The following is a 16,722-nucleotide window of genomic DNA, read 5'->3' as shown; positions in this document are numbered from 1 at the left end:
TATCATGCTTGCCGTGCCAGGTCAGAGCTTTCACGATGGGGTTCTCCTCAGCAATTCTCGACGGCGCTCCAACCCCGGCTTTGCGCAAAAGTTCCGCTGGCAGGTGCCGACGCGTGGGCAAGATCGAATTTGAAAGAGTTTTCACGCCAGTCGCATGGTCTACGAGCTGTCTCATACGGCCATATCTGTTGGGGTTTGCACCGCGACGACCTTCTGTCCGGTCTGCCGGGACATTCACCATCGTCTGTTGGAGAACGTGATGAACAGAGGCGCTAAGACATCGACCGGTGCAAACGGCTGCCGAAGAATGAGATGATTGCTCAAAGCGGCCCTGGCAGTCCTTATGACAGCGGCCATTTGGTGTCTCACAAATGCGGGAAATCGATCGCGTCAAAGCCTCGCCACTGCGCGGAGGTCCTGATGAAGCTTAAGGACGAGCTTGATGAACAGATGAGGTCGCCATGAGCGCGAGGAGGAAGGACTGGAACTCGGTCGTGGCTTTACGCTACGAAAACGCAAGGGCGCCGCGGCGAATGATGCTGTTCGTCGTCACAGTATCCTTTCTCGCGCGCCTTGGCGCGGCTCGCTTTTACATTGATTCTCCATCCCGGGACCGCATGAGACATCACTGAAGCGGCGACGGAGCAAGCACGATGAGCGCCGGGTCGGACAAGGATCCAATACGGCGGCCTGCATTTTGATCCGCCAGAAAGCGTCCCACGCTCATGCAGGCAGGAGCTTTCTGATCGGAAGGGCGGGAGCGGTCGCGTTTATTCGGTATGCAACGATCGTCGTCAACGGCCTCGTCAAGGACACCTAGGATCGCTCGCCGCTTGTGCGATAGATCCGGTCGATTGCCTCGGCAACCGCTATGAATTCCTCACAAGCGATGTCGTGACGCTGACCGCCAGCCAGTCGTCTTGCCCAGTCGACAGCTGCGCGTCCGCCCCAATCGTCCGGCGGCAGGGTCAGCATTTGCCGGGATGTGCCAGACAATCTCTCGGCCGTAAAATCGTAAAATGAGCCGTCAACGTTGCGAAATGAGGCGCCACCTTCGGTCCCGAAGAATTCAGCACAGATTGCTGCGTTGCAGCCGGCATGAAGCCTCCACGAACAGGTCAGGCAAATGATTCCGCCGTTGGCAAGCGTCATCGTCGCAGAGGCGAAATCCTCAACCTGGCCAGTGTCACGGAGCTTTTCTCCGCCCGATCTGAGCTCGCTGGTGACAGCAGTGATCGATGGGAAATCGAGACACCACAATGCCAGATCCACAAGATGAACCCCGAGGTCGATGACGCAGCCGCCGCCGGAGAGGGCTTTATCGTAGAACCAGGTTTTGTCGGGTCCATAGGCGTTGTGAAAGGTCAGATTGGCGGCGAATACCTTCCCCAGAACGTTCGCGCGGATGATCTCACGGATCTGCTGTAGGCCCTGGGTGTAGCGATAGGATAGATCGACACCCAGGAACCGGTCGGCTGCCTTTGATGCGTCGACGACCGCCCTCACCTCGGCGGCCGTGCGTCCGAGAGGTTTCTGACAGAAGACGGCGACGCCGGCTTCCAGGACGCGAATTGATTGTCGGGCGTGGGTCGCGCTCGGTGTCGCAATCACGACGCCGTCGAGCTTTTGGTCAAGTAGATCGTCAAGATCCACGACCACCCGGGCATCTGGCGCAAGCTTGCGGGCCTCCCGAGCCATTTCGGCCGAGGGATCGGCGATAGCGACGGCCTCGGCCACGCCGCTCTCAACTATTGCCTTCATCCGATGCCGGCCGATCCATCCCACACCGAGAAAACCTAGCTTTAACGGCTTGACGGCAGAGACCGCCGCCTGTCCGAAGATCAACTCATTCATCAAAATCGCACCAGTGCTTTCAGGAAGCCATCCGGCCGGTCGCGCGTTGTGTTTAGCGCTTCGTCCAGCCTCTCCAGGGGATAGATATGCGTGTAGAGCGGCAGGGGATCGATCCGCCCCAGCCGCACCGCTTCTATGGCCTCGCGGATACCCCGCATGTAAATGGCGGGATCGCGCTCATGGGCATTGATGACGTCGAGGCCGCGCCAGTTCCATAGCTGCATATTGACTTGACGCGGCCCATCCTGGTGATAGCCGGCGACGATCAACCGGCCCCGTTCCCTGGTAAGCTCGCCCGCCAAGTCGAGCGGCCATTGTTTGCCGACGGCCTCAATGACATTGTCGCAGAAATTGCCGCCTGTCAGCGTTTTGACGCTGTCGATGATGCGCCAGTGATCGTCCATCGCAATCGTTTCGGCTGCTCCCATCTTTCTCGCCACCTCGAGCGAGTATGGCCGCCGTGAAATGGCAATGACCCTCGCTCCGGCTGCTGCGGCGAGCCGGGTAAGGAGTGCGCCGAGAAAGCCGATTCCGATGATGGCGACAGTCTGGCTGCGTTGGATATTGCTGCGGCTGAAGATGTTCATGGCACATCCGAGCGGTTCGCCTGGAAATGGCTTCCCGTCCAACTCGCCAGGCAATCTCGCAACTGTCGAAGCGTCGGTGATGTCGTGCGTGGCGTAGGCATGGTAGGAAAGAGCGGCAACGCGGTCTCCCAGTTGAAGGCCCGTGACGTCGGCGGCCATGGCGTCGATTGTCCCCCAGCCCTCGTGGCCCAGCCCGCCGGCCTCCGTCGGAAATATCATCCAATCGGGTCCTGCCCAGGGCGTAAGGTTCGACGCGCAGACGCCGCAGCCTTCCAGTTTGATCCTGACCTGGCCGGGACCGGGTTCCGGTAAGACGCGGCTCTCGACCGAAAGACTGCCGGGGCCGGTGACGATTGCAGCCCGCATGAGCTCTGCCGCGGGTCTTGCCGCAATATCCATGAGATGTCCTCCAGTATGGCACGCCTCAAACTGCAGTGCCGCTGAAGAGTTCCGGGGGAAGTCAAAGAAGTCATAGATGATGAAGTCAATAAAGATGTCATTGATGAAGGAACTTTTCCATCTAAGTCCGGTTCGACCGCTATCTCTGAAGCTATTTCTTCAACCGGATGGGTCCAATAATGATGATATTGATAACAGGCGGTTGCGGCTTTATCGGTCGCCATGTCGCTGAAGAACTTCTGAAATCCGGCTATCACGTGCGCATTTACGATGCGCTCATCGATCAGGTCCATGCCGATGCGGAAGTGAGCGTGCCAGAAGGAGCGGAGGTCGTCCGGGGCAATGTCATGGACAAGGACGCCGTCGGCGCAGCGCTCGCTGACGTCGATGGTGTCATCCATCTTGCCGCCGAGGTGGGTGTTGGACAGTCGATGTACGAGATCGCCCGCTATGTCGGCAGCAACGATCTAGGAACAGCGGTGCTTTTGGAAGCGATGATCGGCTTGCCAGTGCAGAAAATCGTCGTTGCATCCTCGATGAGCGTCTACGGCGAAGGGCTATATGCCACGGCCGACGGTCGGCGGCTCGGCTATGTCAGGCGGCGCGCCAATCACGTGAGGCAGGGCCAGTGGGAGCCGCTCTGCCCTGACAACGGGCTGCTGACGCCGGTCGCGACCGACGAGGAGAAGCCAGTCGATCTTGCCTCCATCTACGCTCTAACGAAATTCGCGCAGGAAAAGCAGGTCTTGATCTTCGGCGAAGCTTACGACGTTGACGCTGTCGCCCTGCGCCTTTTCAATGTCTTCGGCGCCGGGCAGGCGCTGTCCAATCCTTATACCGGCGTGCTAGCAAATTTCGCCTCGCGACTTGCCAATGGTCAGCCGCCGATGATTTTTGAGGATGGCAGGCAACGGCGCGATTTCGTCCATGTTCGCGATGTGGCAACGGCGTTTCGCCTGGCTTTGGAAAAACCGGCGGCAGCCGGCCACGCGATCAATATTGGCAGCGGCCAGGCTTATTCGATCGCCGATGCTGCGACGCTGCTCGCCGACGCCTTGGGCGTGCCGGAGATCAGTCCCGACATCATGAACAAGGCTCGCTCGGGCGACATCCGCAATTGTTTTGCCGATATCTCCAAAGCACGCGAACTGCTTGGATACGAGCCGAGATATCTGCTCGAAAATTCGCTTGGTCCTTTTGCCGAATGGGTTCGCGAGACCGGAGCTGTCGACCGCGGCGCCGAGATGAAGCGTCAACTGGAAGAGCGGGGGCTGGTTTCATGAAGAAAATCAGCTCTCAAACACCCAGCCAGCAGGAGACGAGGCAGTTCGGCTTCGTCGAGTGGTTTCGGCCGGGAGAGTATGAGCGGACTGAGGCCGTGCTGCCTGCTATTCTGGCAAGCGGCGCTAGTTATCTCCGCACGCATCTCTCCTGGGCCGAATATTTGGCGCCCGGCGGCCAGCAATGGTTTGATTGGCTGATCCCGCGCGTCGGAAGCAAGACCGACCTTCTGCCCTGCATCCATTACACCCCACCTTCGCTCTCGCGAACGGGAAAGGCGTCAGGCGCCCCGGTCGACCTCAAATCCTATGCCGATTTCGTCGATCATATCCTGACGCGCTACGGCCAACATTTCCGCCATATCGAGCTGTGGAACGAACCCAACAACCTGCTTGATTGGGATTGGCGCCACGACAGCGATTTCCTACTTTTTTGCGAGATGGTCGGAGGCGCCGCTTACTGGGCCAAGCAGAGAGGCTTTAAACCCGTGCTCGGCGGCCCGTGCCCCTTTGATCCCTATTGGCTCAATCTGATGGGCGTGCGCGGTGTGCTCGGCGTTGTCGATGCTGTCGGCTTCCATGGCTTTCCCGGAACCTGGGATAGTGAGGAAGCCACATGGGGCGGCTGGGATATGCATTTGGGCGAGATGCGAGGAATTATAGATCGCTACAATGCCGAGGCGGAGATATGGATTACCGAAGCGGGCTATTCTACCTGGCGCAATGACGAGATCGAACAGGCGCAACGCTTCATCAAGGCGCTTAACGTGCCGGCCGACAGAATGTTCTGGTACTCCTGGTGCGATGTGCCGCCGGACGTGCCTGTTCAGGAAGGTCTGTGGTTCGATCCGCGACACTATCACCTCGGAGCCGTTACACACGACAACAAGCCGAAGCTCTTGGCCAGACTTCTGATGGAAGGTGGCGTCACCAGACTGGAGGAGGTTGCTGCCCTCGCTGCTCCGCACATTGCCTCTGACGCGGCACCTGTTGTCATCACCGGCGGCAGTGGGTTCATCGGATCCAATCTCGCCGACAGCTTGGCCAGCGACGGTGAAGACGTCATCATTCTGGACAATCTTGGTCGCTCGGGGGTCGATCAGAACCTCTCATGGCTGATCGAGCGGCATGGAGCGAGGGTGTATCCGGTCCTTGCCGATGTTCGCGACTTGATGGGTATCGAAGCCGCCTTTAAGGATGCCAAGGCTGTCTTCCACTATGCCGCCCAGACAGCTGTGACCACGAGCATTGTTGATCCGCTCGCCGATTTCGAGACGAATGCTCGAGGCACCCTCAACGTGTTGGAAGCGGTACGCAAGGCAGGCAGACAGGCGCCAGTCATCTTCGCCAGCACCAACAAGGTCTATGGCGCCCTCGATGATCTCGCCATGGTCGAGCTCGACGACCGATATGTTCCCAAAAACGACACCGTACGGATGGAGGGTATAGCCGAGGATCGGCCGCTCGACTTCTGCACGCCCTACGGCTGTTCGAAAGGTGTCGCCGACCAATATGTCCTCGACTACGCCAAATCCTTCGGAATACCGGCCGCCGTTTTACGGATGAGCTGCATCTATGGTCCGCGCCAATTCGGCACCGAGGACCAGGGCTGGGTCGCGCATTTTCTCATCCGGGCGTTCGGGGAAGAAGCCATTTCGGTTTACGGCAGCGGCAAACAGGTTCGCGACGTCCTTCACGTGGACGATGCCGTCGCTGCCTACCGCTCGCTGCTCGCCAATGTCGACCGTGTCTCCGGCGAAGCCTTCAATCTTGGCGGGGGACCGCGCAATGCCGTCAGCGTTCTTTCGGTGCTGCGAGAGATCGAGGAGATTACCGGTCGTCCGGTCAACACAAGTTTCGGCCCGTGGCGGGCCGGCGACCAGGCCTACTTCGTCGCGGATACGCGGAAACTTGAAAGGGAAACTGGCTGGGCCGCCCGCGTCGGATGGCGCAATGGGCTCCGGCACCTTGCCGAATGGCTGATCGTCAATCGTTTCGGCGGCCAACAGATCCGCAGGGAAAAGCGGAAGGTAATGGCATGACCGCAAACGCGCGAGATACCCGGCACCGCCGCGTGCTGATGACCGTCGACGCCCTCGGCGGGGTCTGGTCTTACGCCATGGATCTGGCTGCCGCCTTGAAACCAAACCATATCGAGGTTGTCTTCGCCGGCCTGGGGCCGGTGCCAACGGCGGAAAAGGTTGCCGAAGCAAAGGGGCTCGGCACGCTTAACTGGCTGGAGGCGCCGCTCGACTGGATGGCAGGGCATGAAAGGGAAGTTGCCGAAGTGCCGCGTTTGATTGCCGATCTCGCCCGCCGCGAGGAGGTTGATGTTCTGCATCTCAATACGCCGTCGCAGGCAGCCGGCATGCAGACGGACCTACCGGTCATCGTGGTCTGTCATTCCTGTGTGGTGACCTGGTTTGCCGCCGTGCGCGGCACCGCGGTCCCACGTGACTGGCAATGGCAATATCGGCTGAATCAGGCAGGTTTTATCCGTGCGAACACGGTGATTGCCCCGAGCCGCAGCCATGCCGCCGCGATGGAGGCGACCTATGGACAGATCCAGGACCTCAGTGTGGTTTACAATGCGAGCGCTCTCGATCATTCCAGCGAGCCCAAACAGGATTTCGTCCTGGCGGCCGGCCGCTGGTGGGACGAGGGGAAAAACGGCGCCGTTCTGGACGCAGCGGCAGCTCTTTCCCGCTGGCCAGTGATGGTGGCCGGTGCCGACAGCGGTCCCAATGGTCAATATTTGCGGTTTCACCATGCCAACCATCTGGGCGAGATTGCGCGTCAGCGGATGGCGGTCCTGGCGCGGCAGGCGGCAATCGTCGCTTCTCCATCCCTTTTCGAACCGTTCGGGCTGGCAGCGCTCGAAGCGGCGAGGGCCGGCGCAGCCTTGGTGCTTTCCGATATTCCAACGTATCGGGAGATCTGGGACGATGCCGCGCTGTTTGCAAATCCGCATCATCCAGAAGCTTTCGCCGATGCCTTCAATCGCCTTGCGGATGATCCGCAGCTGCGCGCGACCCTCGGCCAGAAGGCGCAGGAGCGATCGGTTCGCTTCAGCCTGGAAGCGCAGGCCGAAGCCATGTTCGGGATCTATTCCGGCAGGCTTGGCCGTACCCTATCGACAGCCGCGGAGTGATCATGAAGTTCGTTTTCTATACCCATTCGCTCATCTCCGACTGGAACCACGGCAACGCGCATTTTCTTCGCGGTGTGATGCGCGACCTCCAGCGGCGTGGCCATGAAACTTTGGCATTGGAACCGGAAGATGCCTGGAGCCGTACCAACCTCGTCGGCGATCAGGGCGCCTCGGCAATCGCGAGGTTTTACCAGTCCTTTCCGCAGCACCGCTCGCAGATCTATGAAAAGAGCTTCGATCATGAAGCCGCGCTTGGGGATGCTGATGTCGTCATCGTCCACGAATGGACGGAGCCTGAACTGGTGGCTCGTCTCGGCCGCATCCGGAGCAATGGCACCAACTTCACGCTGCTCTTTCACGACACACATCATCGGGCAGTCTCGGCCGAAGGCGACATCGCCGGGCTGAGCCTTCGCGATTATGACGGCGTGCTGGCTTTCGGCGAGACCTTGCGGGAACGCTATCTCAAAGCAGGCTGGGGAAAGTCCGTGTTCACATGGCACGAAGGCGCCGACGACACTTTGTTTCGGCCAATGCCGGACATCGAAAGAACCGGAGATCTCATCTGGATCGGCAACTGGGGTGATGATGAACGGTCGGCCGAGATCGCTGAATTCCTGGTCGGTCCTGCCCAATCGCTTGGCCTGACAACCACCGTTCGCGGCGTCCGCTATCCCGATCAGGCGCTCGACGCCCTTCGCAGCGCCGGTATCGCTTACGGCGGATGGATCGCCAATTCGGATGTTCCTGCCGCCTTCGCCAGCCACAAGGTGACCGTGCACATTCCGCGACGCCCCTATGTTGAGCATCTGCCGGGTATTCCAACCATCCGCGTCTTCGAAGCCCTTGCCTGCGGGATACCATTGATCTCGGCACCCTGGGACGATGCTGAACACCTCTTCTCCCCGGGCACGGACTTTCTTCTCGTTCACGACGGCGAGGAGATGAAGAGGAATCTGCGTGACGTTCTTTCGGAGCCCGATTACGCCGCAAGCCTCGCCTCGGCGGGTCTGACGACGATCAAGGCGCGCCACACCTGCCGGCATCGCGTCGACGAGCTTTTCGCAGTCCTGACGCGCTGCGGCACGAACCGCGTCACCACCAATCTCCAATCCCGCGAGGCAGCCGAATGAAGATCGCATTTTACGGTTCAAGCCTCGTCTCCGCCTATTGGAATGGCGCTGCCACCTATTACCGCGGCCTGCTGCGGGCGTTGGCGGCGAAAGGATATGACATTACTTTCTACGAACCCGATGTCTATGATCGGCAAAAGAACCGCGACATAGATCCGCCGGACTGGTGCAAGGTCGTCATCTACGAAGGCACGATCGACGCCTTGAAGGCCGTCAGCGGCTCTGCGGCAGAGGCCGATATCGTCGTCAAGGCAAGCGGCGTCGGTTTTGAAGACGATCAGCTTCTGGAAGAGGTGCTTGGCCACGCGCGGCCGCAGGCCCTGAAAATCTTTTGGGACGTCGATGCACCGGCAACGCTTGCCGAACTCAAGGCCAATCCCGATCATCGGCTGCGCCGAGCGCTTTGCGGGATCGATCTTGTACTCACTTATGGCGGCGGCGATCCTGTGGTAAGCACATACCGCGCAGTGGGCGCGGCCGACTGCGTGCCTATCTACAATGCGCTCGATCCGCAAACGCACCACCCGGTGCCGGAGGACATACGCTTCTCTGCCGATCTCGCCTTCCTCGGCAACCGTTTGCCGGATCGAGAGGCGCGGGTCGAGCATTTCTTTCTGAAGCCCGCGTCTCGTCTGCCGGACCGGACATTCCTGCTTGGCGGTTCGGGCTGGCATGACAGGCCGGTCGCGCAAAATATTCACTATATCGGCCATGTGCCGACGCGGGATCATAACGCCTTCAATGTGACGCCGATGGCGGTTCTCAACGTATCGCGCGCCAGCATGGCGGAAAACGGTTTCTCGCCAGCGACACGAGTCTTCGAAGCTGCCGGCGCCGGCGCCTGCCTTATTACCGACGACTGGGAAGGCATCGAGTTCTTCCTGAAACCCGATGAGGAAATCCTGGTCGCGCGCGATGGACAGGACGTGGCGGCGCTGGTTGCCGGCTTGTCGCGCCAGTCGGCTCGGAAAATCGGCGAGAGCGCGCGTCAGCGCGTGCTGTCAGAGCACACCTACACCAATCGTGCCGAAGCCGTGGACAGGATTTTCCGCGCTCGTCTCGGCGCGCGGATGGAGGCAGCCGAATGACCCGGTCGCTCGACATCGTCTTTATCGGGCTTTCAATTTCCTCGTCCTGGGGAAACGGCCATGCCACGACTTACCGCGCTCTCATCAAAGGGCTTCGCCAGGACGGTCACCGGGTTCTGTTCCTGGAGCGGGACGTCCCCTGGTACGCAAGTCAACGCGATCTTGCTTCACCGGACTTCTGCGACCTCGCCTATTACGCCGACATCGAGCCGATGATTGACCTTCATCGAGACCGGCTGAGAGGAGCCGATGCCGTCATCGTCGGATCCTACGTGCCTGAGGGTGTGGCGCTCATCGACAAACTCGGCAAGCTTGAGCCAAAAGGGCTCTGCTTCTACGACATCGACACGCCTGTAACGCTCGCAAAGCTTGATCGCGGCGAGGAGGAATATCTGGCGCTGCGGCAGATTCCGATCTTTGACGCCTACTTTTCCTTTTCCGGAGGAGAGGTACTGACCTGGCTGGAGAATAGATATGGGGCGAAGAGAGCTGTGGCACTTTACTGCTCGGTCGACGAAAGCCGATATGCCAACACAGGTGAGACATCTTGCTGGGATCTCGGCTACCTCGGAACCTACAGCCCGGATCGCCAGCCGAAATTGGAGCGCCTGCTTCTGGAGCCGGCACGTCGCCTGCCATCCATGCGTTTCGTCGTCGCCGGGCCGCAATATCCCGCCGAGATCGACTGGCCGGCGAATGTGGAGCGCATCGAGCATTTGGCGCCGGCTGATCATGCAAGCTTCTACACCAGGCAACGGTTTACCTTGAATGTGACCCGCAGCGACATGATCGCCGCCGGTTGGTCGCCTAGCGTGCGGCTGTTCGAAGCCGCTGCCTGCGGAACGGCTGTTGTCAGCGACTTCTGGCGCGGGCTCGATGAACTTCTGCCGGCTGGGGAGGCTTTGCTTGTTGCGCAAGGACCAGCCGATGTCGTGGCGGTGTTGACCGAACTTGCCGATGCGGACCGCATCGCGATTTCCGCTGCCGCCAGAAGGCGCATCTTGAGGGGCCATACCGGCACCGCACGTGCTGTCGAACTCGCCCAGACCATTTCGACACTGCCGTCAATCCGAGCTTATGAGCGTCTTTCAGCGTGAAGGAGAGTATCGATGCTGCAAGTCAATCGTCGCGGAAAAGCCAAGACTGTTCTGGTGGCAGGGGGAGCCGGCTTTGTAGGGTCCCATCTCTGCGATGCCCTCCTCGGTCGTGGTGACTGCGTTATCTGCGTTGATAGTTATATTACCGGCTCGCCGGATAACGTTTTGCCGTTGACCAACCACCCGCGCTTCCGGCTTATCGAAAAAGATGTTTGCCAGTTCCTCGAAATCGAGGAGCCGCTGGACCAGATCTATAACCTCGCCTGCGCGGCAGCGCCGCCGCAATATCAGGCGGATCCTGTCCACACGATGATGACCTGCGTTGCCGGCACCGGAAACCTGCTTGCGCTTGCCGAACGAAACGGCGCTTCGTTCCTCCAGGCTTCGACGAGCGAGGTCTACGGCGATCCGGCCGAACATCCCCAGCGGGAAGACTACCGCGGCAATGTCAACTGCACGGGGCCGCGCGCCTGCTATGATGAAGGAAAGCGCGCCGCCGAAGCCCTCTGCTTCGACATGCTGCGTGCCGGCCGTGTTGATGCTCGCGTTCCCCGCATTTTCAACACTTATGGCCCGCGCATGCAGGCAAATGACGGCCGTATTGTTTCCAACCTGATCGTACAGGCCCTGTCTGGAAAACCCCTGACCATCTATGGAAGCGGCGCGCAGACGCGGTCGTTCTGCTATGTCAGCGATTTGATCAGCGGCCTAATTGCGCTGATGGACCTCAGGCGCAACCCCGAAGTGCCGGTCAATCTCGGCAATCCCGGGGAGTTCACGATCAACGAACTCGCCCAGATGATCCGATCGATGGTGCCGAGCCGGACGGGGGTGGTCTATAAGCCGCTGCCGAAGGATGATCCGCAGCGCCGCCGTCCGGATATCTCGCGAGCGCGGGAACTTCTCGATTGGCAGCCGACCGTGCCGCTTTCAGAAGGCCTCGTCTATACGGTGGAATGGTTTGCCAGCAGCCTCGCCACCGGCCCGCGGCGGCAGGCAACGGCGTCTCGCAGCCATCTAAACGTGGCGGCTACCGCGCAGGGCTGATCGAAAAACGGAGGCAAGCCATGATTAACCTCGCCCTGAAGCGCCGCGTGGCTGAGCTCGGCCCCTGGTTCCAGAACTTGCGGTTCGGAGAGATTGAAACCGCCCCGGATCATTTTCTCGGCGATTATCCCGCTTTCAAATGGGAGTGCTTCAAACATGTCGTTCCCGAAGATCTGGGCGGGCGCAGCGTGCTGGATATCGGCTGTAATGCCGGCTTTTATGCACTTGAGATGAAGCGCCGCAATGCCGGGCGGGTTCTCGGTATCGATTCAGATCCGCGCTATCTCACGCAGGCGCGGTTTGCCGCCGCGCATTTCGGCCTCGACGTCGAATTCCGGCAATTATCGGTCTACCAGGTATCCGCCCTCGGGGAGACCTTCGATTTGGTCCTCTTCATGGGCGTGCTTTACCATCTGCGTCATCCCCTACTGGCGCTCGACCTTCTCTATGAACATGTGGTGAGCGATTTGATGCTATTTCAATGTCTGCAACGCGGTGACGAGCGAAGTACCATTGCGGAGGAGGACTATGATTTCTCGGAATGGGCCATCTTCGACCAGCCGGATTTTCCGAAGCTGTTCTTCGTCGAAAATCGCTACGCGAATGATCCCACCAATTGGTTCATCCCGAATAAGGCAGCGGTCGAGGCGATGTTGCGCAGTTCGGGATTTCTGGTTGAAGCCAATCCTGAGCGAGAAGTTTATCTTTGCCGCCGCTGCGCGAGGCCCTACATGGTCGAGCCGCCGCCGGTCTGAGACAAAGACACCACAATGTCCGGTGCCAAAATGCTGAAAGGTCCCCGGTTATTTTCGATTGCGATCGCCGCGATCGTCCTTGTCTCCGCGGTCTGGCTTTTGACTAGACCGCGTCCGCCTTTCTCTGCCGACGATCCAAGGCTTACACCAGGAGATGCTGAGCGCGGTCGGCTGGTATTTGCCGCCGGTGGCTGCGCCTCTTGCCACGCGTCTCCCGGCCAGCCCGATCGCCTGAAGCTGGGAGGCGATTTCGCCCTAGCTTCGCCCTTCGGAACCTTCAGAGTTCCCAACATATCACCCGACCGCCACGCCGGCATCGGATCATGGTCGGTGGCCGATTTGGCCAATGCCCTGATCGCCGGCGTATCGCCATCAGGACAGCATTATTATCCGGTCTTTCCCTACCCCAGCTACACCGGAATGACGCTTGACGACATAAGGGATCTATATGCCTTTCTGCATGGGCTTCAGCCTGTTGCCGCTCGGCCGCAGCCCCATGATATCGTTTTCCTGTTTCGCGTTCGCCGGTTCGTTGGCTTCTGGAAGTTCCTTTTCTTTCAAGAGGGCCGGCCAGAGGGGGTGCAAAATGGTGAGCCTGTGCACGATCGCGGCGCCTATCTCGTCGAGGTACTCGGCCATTGCGCAGAATGCCATTCCTCCCGCAACGCCTTGGGCGCGATAGAACCGAAAACCCGCTTTGCCGGGGGAGTGAGCTCGGAAGGCGTCGGCTTCAATCCGAACATCACGCCAGAGGGCATCGGCCCATGGTCGGAAAACGATATCGTAGAGATGCTCAGGAGCGGAAAGACGCCAGACCACGGCTATGTGGGCTGGTCGATGGCAGATGTCGTTAGAAACACAGCGGAGCTCCAAGAGCCCGACCGCATTGCCATCGCTCGATACCTGAAATCGCTGCCGCCGCGCCCGACCCCGCATCCGTAGGATCAGATGGCATCCGGCGCGCCCCAACCGGCGCGATATTGGCTTCGCACGACCACTTGGAACAGGTCGATCACCCAAACGTTTTCATCTGAAACAGGACCTGACGTAGGCAGGTAAGTGACATGAATACGGCTTTCACAAAGCCAGCGCAGATGGCCTTGGTCGTCGAGGACGATTACGACCTTGCAAGCGACCTCGCCTCCGCCTTATCGGAAGCCGGTATCAAGATCATCGGCCCTGCACCCAATATCCAGGAAGCCCTGAGATACATCGAAGAATCTTCACAGATCGACGTCGGCATTCTCGACATCAATCTGCATGGTACGATGGTATTTCCCGTCGCCGACGAGCTGTCGAAACGCAACATCCCCTTCTTTTTCGCAACGGGCTATAACCGAGATGTCGTTCCTCCGCGCTTTGCCGATCGAATCTTCGTGGAAAAGCCGCTGGATAAGAAGGCGATTTTCGAGGCCCTGTCAGACTGCGAGGGGTCGACGCTAAAGGCCTCGCACCGCCAGGAAAATCTTATCCTTTCTGCGCTTCCTCCCCGTGAAATCGATCTCCTCCAGCCGCATCTGAAACAGGTACGATTAATGCAAGGTCAGATGCTCGAACAGCAGTTTGGCGAGATAAATTCAGTTTCCTTCGTCGAAACGGGGATTGTATCGCTCGTCGCAGTGTCGCTCGACGGCTCGCAGGTCGAGGCCGGCCTGATCGGACGGGAAGGCATGACAGGTGCCGGCTTGCTGGAGGGCGATTGGCGCACGCCTTACAACACCATGGTTCAGATCGAAGGCACCGCTCAGCGCATTGACGTCGACAAATTTCTTCGTGTCGTGCACAAGATGCCGCAGTTGCGCTCTCTCACATCGTCATTTGCTCGATCACTCGGAATTCAGATTGCCTATACCGCCGTGGCCAATGGCCGATATTCAATCGAGCAGAGGTTGGCGCGCTGGCTGCTCATGATTAATGACCGAGTGGATAGCGAGGTGCTGTATCTAACTCATCAATATATGTCTTTCATGCTGGGTGTGCGGCGTTCTGGCGTGACGGATGCGCTCCATGTTTTGGAGGGAGAGAAACTGATCAGATCTGTCCGAGGCAAGGTGATCATCGTCGATCGGGAAGGCCTCATCCTAAAGGCGCATGGATCTTACGGCATTCCGGAGACCGAATACGAGCGATTGATAGGATTTTCGGTGCGCGGCGCGCAAAAAATCTGATGAATTCGGCCACTCGTCTCCGCTTTTCCCGTCCCTGAAGCGTGGAAGTGAGTGTGATCTTTCAACGGTATCAGCATCTCGTTCGCCTATGTTAATCTTTGCGAAGCCCGCAACTTTTGTCGTCAGAAATAGTTCGACGGAGAAAGGAGACTAGTCATGGAGCCTTCGCTCACGCTGGCACGGCGCCTCTACCCGACCGAAGACGAGTATCTGGCCGCCTCCAGCACGATGATGGTCCTTGAGGGCGAAGGCGCTGAAATCGCGGGACCGGTGTCGAATGTCGTATGTGCTTTGAAACTCGTTAACGAGCGAACCTTCGAACCCGACGGAGCAATCCTCGATCTTAGCCTTCGCGGAACCATGGCCTATAGGCTGGCTGAAACGCTCACGGAATACCAGACCCCGTTCGTTTTCGTTACCGGCGACTATTGTTCTTCTGCTCCAAAGCTTTTCATGTTTGTGCCCAAACCGTGTAAGGAGAAAAAATTATTGGCGATGCTCGCCATCCTGCCAGTTCGGCAGAGCAGGCCTGGAGTGCGTCCAGCGGGTTGACGCTGTCACTCCTGTCTCCTCGGAAAGGTTCCTCCGTGCAAAAAACAAATCAAGCGAAACTCTTTTCGGGAAAGCGTATTCTAATCGTCGAGGACGAATATTTTCTTGCCGACGAGACGCGCCGCAAGCTTGAGGACCTTGGGGCGATGGTTGTGGGTCCGACATCAAACGTTTGCCGTGCCCTCGATCTCATCAAACGGGAGCCCATCGACGCGGCAATCCTCGACGTTTTTCTCGCTGACGAGCTCGTGTTTGCCGTTGCCGATGAACTGGAGGCGCGCGACATCAACTTTGTGTTTGCAACCGGTTATGACCCATCCCACATGCCGGCGAAGTACAAAGGGTTTGCGCTCTGCGATAAACCAATCGAACTCGAGCAGATCGCTGTTGCGCTCTTTGGTCCACGCGGTGGTTCGGACCGGCTTAACTGATCGCGTTGTTGCCGCGCGCCTGACATGATGCCGGATTTTCGAGGGCTAGGGGCTCGAAGAACGGATCCGGCGCTCGACATGGAACAATGTCACCTCGCCGGCTGTTGAGTGATCATCAAAGGTCGACCACCATGCCATCAAGCCCAACCAAGGATATCATTGCTATTGGCGGTTCGGCCGGGAGTGGCGCCGTGCTCCAGACCTTGGTTGCGGATTTGTCCGCCGACCTTCCGGCAGCCGTCTTCGTCAGCACCCACATTCCTTCGAACTCACCCGGTTTCCTGGCGCAAGTACTGGGGGCCAAATCCAAGCTTCCGGTGACGCAGGCGGTTGATGGCCAGCCAATCGAGCGCGGCCACATCTATCTTGCGGCACCCGACCGACATCTGCTGCTCATCGGTGAAACAATCGTGCTTGGCGCTGGCCCCCGGGAAAATATGGCCCGGCCGTCGATAGATGCGATGTTTCGTTCTGCTGCCCTGTCATTCGGACCACGCGTCGTGGGGCTCATTTTGACCGGGATGCTCAACGACGGAGCGGCAGGGCTTCATGCGATCAAATCCCACGGCGGTACGGCAGTGGTGCAGCACCCTCTCGATGCTGAGGCAGATCAAATTCCGATCGCCGCGCTCGAAGCGGTCGAGGTCGATCACGTGGCCTCGGCAGCCGACCTTGGCAGGCTTCTTGTCGGTATCGCGGGAACGTCTGCAGGCGCGGCTCCGGATCTTCCCTCGGGCGACCTGCGGCTCGAGGTCGAGATCGCAGCTGGCGCCCGAACCGGGAGCGGCGAACTTCGCAACATCGCTTCACCGACGGCCATTACCTGCCCCGATTGTCATGGCGTGCTTTCCGAGGTTCGCGGATCGGGGCCGCTGCGTTATCGGTGCCAGATCGGCCACGCCTATACTGCCGACGCGCTTGCTGCCCATATCGATGAGGTCGACGAAGCAATCAGGATTGCCCTGCGGGTTATGGAGGAGCGCGTGACCCTCGTGGAGCGCATGGCCCGGGATGCGCGTGACACGGGCCGCAACGCCGTGGCCGAACTCTACGAGGCAAGGGCTGCGGAATATCGGCGCTATTCCGCTACCTTGCATGAAGCCGCACTCACCTCGCTGCGCCTCGGAAACGCGTGACTTTTCAACACGCCTCATAAAAGGTGTATCATTTTGTCGCGCCC

15 protein-coding genes are annotated in these 16,722 nt (G+C 59.3%); 13 read left to right on the top strand and 2 right to left on the bottom strand.

Translation table 11 applies throughout. From position 1 onward, the window contains the following. Window positions 1–816: 816 nt before the first annotated feature. Window positions 817–1,854, bottom strand: a complete 1,038-nt coding sequence (locus tag FHX03_RS31995; protein ID WP_183780435.1) for a Gfo/Idh/MocA family protein — start codon at window positions 1,852–1,854, stop codon at window positions 817–819. Continuing rightward, complete coding sequence (locus FHX03_RS31990) at window positions 1,854–2,840, bottom strand: MDR/zinc-dependent alcohol dehydrogenase-like family protein (RefSeq protein ID WP_183857179.1); 987 nt, start codon at window positions 2,838–2,840, stop codon at window positions 1,854–1,856. The genes FHX03_RS31995 and FHX03_RS31990 overlap by 1 nt, the downstream gene beginning before the upstream one ends. Window positions 2,841–3,019: 179 nt before the next feature. Between FHX03_RS31990 and FHX03_RS31985 the strand changes: the two genes are divergently transcribed. From FHX03_RS31985 to FHX03_RS31925, 13 genes are all read left to right on the top strand, one after another. Continuing rightward, entirely contained in the window at window positions 3,020–4,123 is a 1,104-nt protein-coding gene (locus FHX03_RS31985; protein ID WP_183780440.1) for an NAD-dependent epimerase/dehydratase family protein, read from the top strand. Then, window positions 4,120–6,162 (top strand): NAD-dependent epimerase/dehydratase family protein, encoded by a 2,043-nt coding sequence (locus FHX03_RS31980; RefSeq protein WP_183857177.1) that lies wholly within the window; start codon window positions 4,120–4,122, stop codon window positions 6,160–6,162. The genes FHX03_RS31985 and FHX03_RS31980 overlap by 4 nt, the downstream gene beginning before the upstream one ends. Then, window positions 6,159–7,271 (top strand): glycosyltransferase, encoded by a 1,113-nt coding sequence (locus FHX03_RS31975; protein ID WP_246699328.1) that lies wholly within the window; start codon window positions 6,159–6,161, stop codon window positions 7,269–7,271. The genes FHX03_RS31980 and FHX03_RS31975 overlap by 4 nt, the downstream gene beginning before the upstream one ends. Before the next feature lie 2 nt (window positions 7,272–7,273). Continuing rightward, window positions 7,274–8,404 carry a glycosyltransferase gene (locus FHX03_RS31970; protein ID WP_183857175.1) on the top strand — a complete coding sequence of 377 codons (1,131 nt, stop codon included), beginning with the start codon at window positions 7,274–7,276 and terminating at the stop codon, window positions 8,402–8,404. Further along, a complete protein-coding gene (locus FHX03_RS31965) occupies window positions 8,401–9,492 on the top strand; it encodes a glycosyltransferase (protein WP_183857173.1) in 1,092 nt (363 codons plus the stop codon). Before FHX03_RS31970 ends, FHX03_RS31965 begins: the two co-directional genes overlap by 4 nt. Further along, window positions 9,489–10,589, top strand: a complete 1,101-nt coding sequence (locus FHX03_RS31960; RefSeq protein WP_183857171.1) for a glycosyltransferase — start codon at window positions 9,489–9,491, stop codon at window positions 10,587–10,589. Before FHX03_RS31965 ends, FHX03_RS31960 begins: the two co-directional genes overlap by 4 nt. A 12-nt stretch (window positions 10,590–10,601) precedes the next feature. Further along, window positions 10,602–11,636 carry a UDP-glucuronic acid decarboxylase family protein gene (locus FHX03_RS31955; protein WP_183857169.1) on the top strand — a complete coding sequence of 345 codons (1,035 nt, stop codon included), beginning with the start codon at window positions 10,602–10,604 and terminating at the stop codon, window positions 11,634–11,636. A gap of 20 nt (window positions 11,637–11,656) precedes the next feature. Beyond that, window positions 11,657–12,391, top strand: coding sequence for a TIGR04290 family methyltransferase (locus FHX03_RS31950; protein ID WP_183857183.1), 735 nt, complete (start codon window positions 11,657–11,659; stop codon window positions 12,389–12,391). A 30-nt stretch (window positions 12,392–12,421) separates the two neighbouring features. Further along, window positions 12,422–13,333, top strand: coding sequence for a cytochrome c (locus tag FHX03_RS31945; protein ID WP_183780962.1), 912 nt, complete (start codon window positions 12,422–12,424; stop codon window positions 13,331–13,333). 122 nt (window positions 13,334–13,455) lie between these two features. After that, window positions 13,456–14,559 (top strand): helix-turn-helix domain-containing protein, encoded by a 1,104-nt coding sequence (locus FHX03_RS31940; RefSeq protein WP_183857167.1) that lies wholly within the window; start codon window positions 13,456–13,458, stop codon window positions 14,557–14,559. Window positions 14,560–14,715: 156 nt separating this feature from the next. Next, window positions 14,716–15,111, top strand: a complete 396-nt coding sequence (locus FHX03_RS31935; protein ID WP_183857165.1) for a response regulator — start codon at window positions 14,716–14,718, stop codon at window positions 15,109–15,111. 35 nt (window positions 15,112–15,146) lie between these two features. Continuing rightward, window positions 15,147–15,542 (top strand): response regulator, encoded by a 396-nt coding sequence (locus FHX03_RS31930; protein ID WP_183780463.1) that lies wholly within the window; start codon window positions 15,147–15,149, stop codon window positions 15,540–15,542. A 131-nt stretch (window positions 15,543–15,673) separates the two neighbouring features. Then, window positions 15,674–16,678 (top strand): chemotaxis protein CheB, encoded by a 1,005-nt coding sequence (locus FHX03_RS31925; RefSeq protein ID WP_183780466.1) that lies wholly within the window; start codon window positions 15,674–15,676, stop codon window positions 16,676–16,678. Window positions 16,679–16,722: the final 44 nt, after the last annotated feature.

Origin of the sequence: Rhizobium sp. BK456 (assembly GCF_014194045.1) — a bacterium.
GTDB lineage: Bacteria > Pseudomonadota > Alphaproteobacteria > Rhizobiales > Rhizobiaceae > Rhizobium > Rhizobium redzepovicii.
This window is presented reverse-complemented; position numbering and strand designations above follow the sequence as displayed.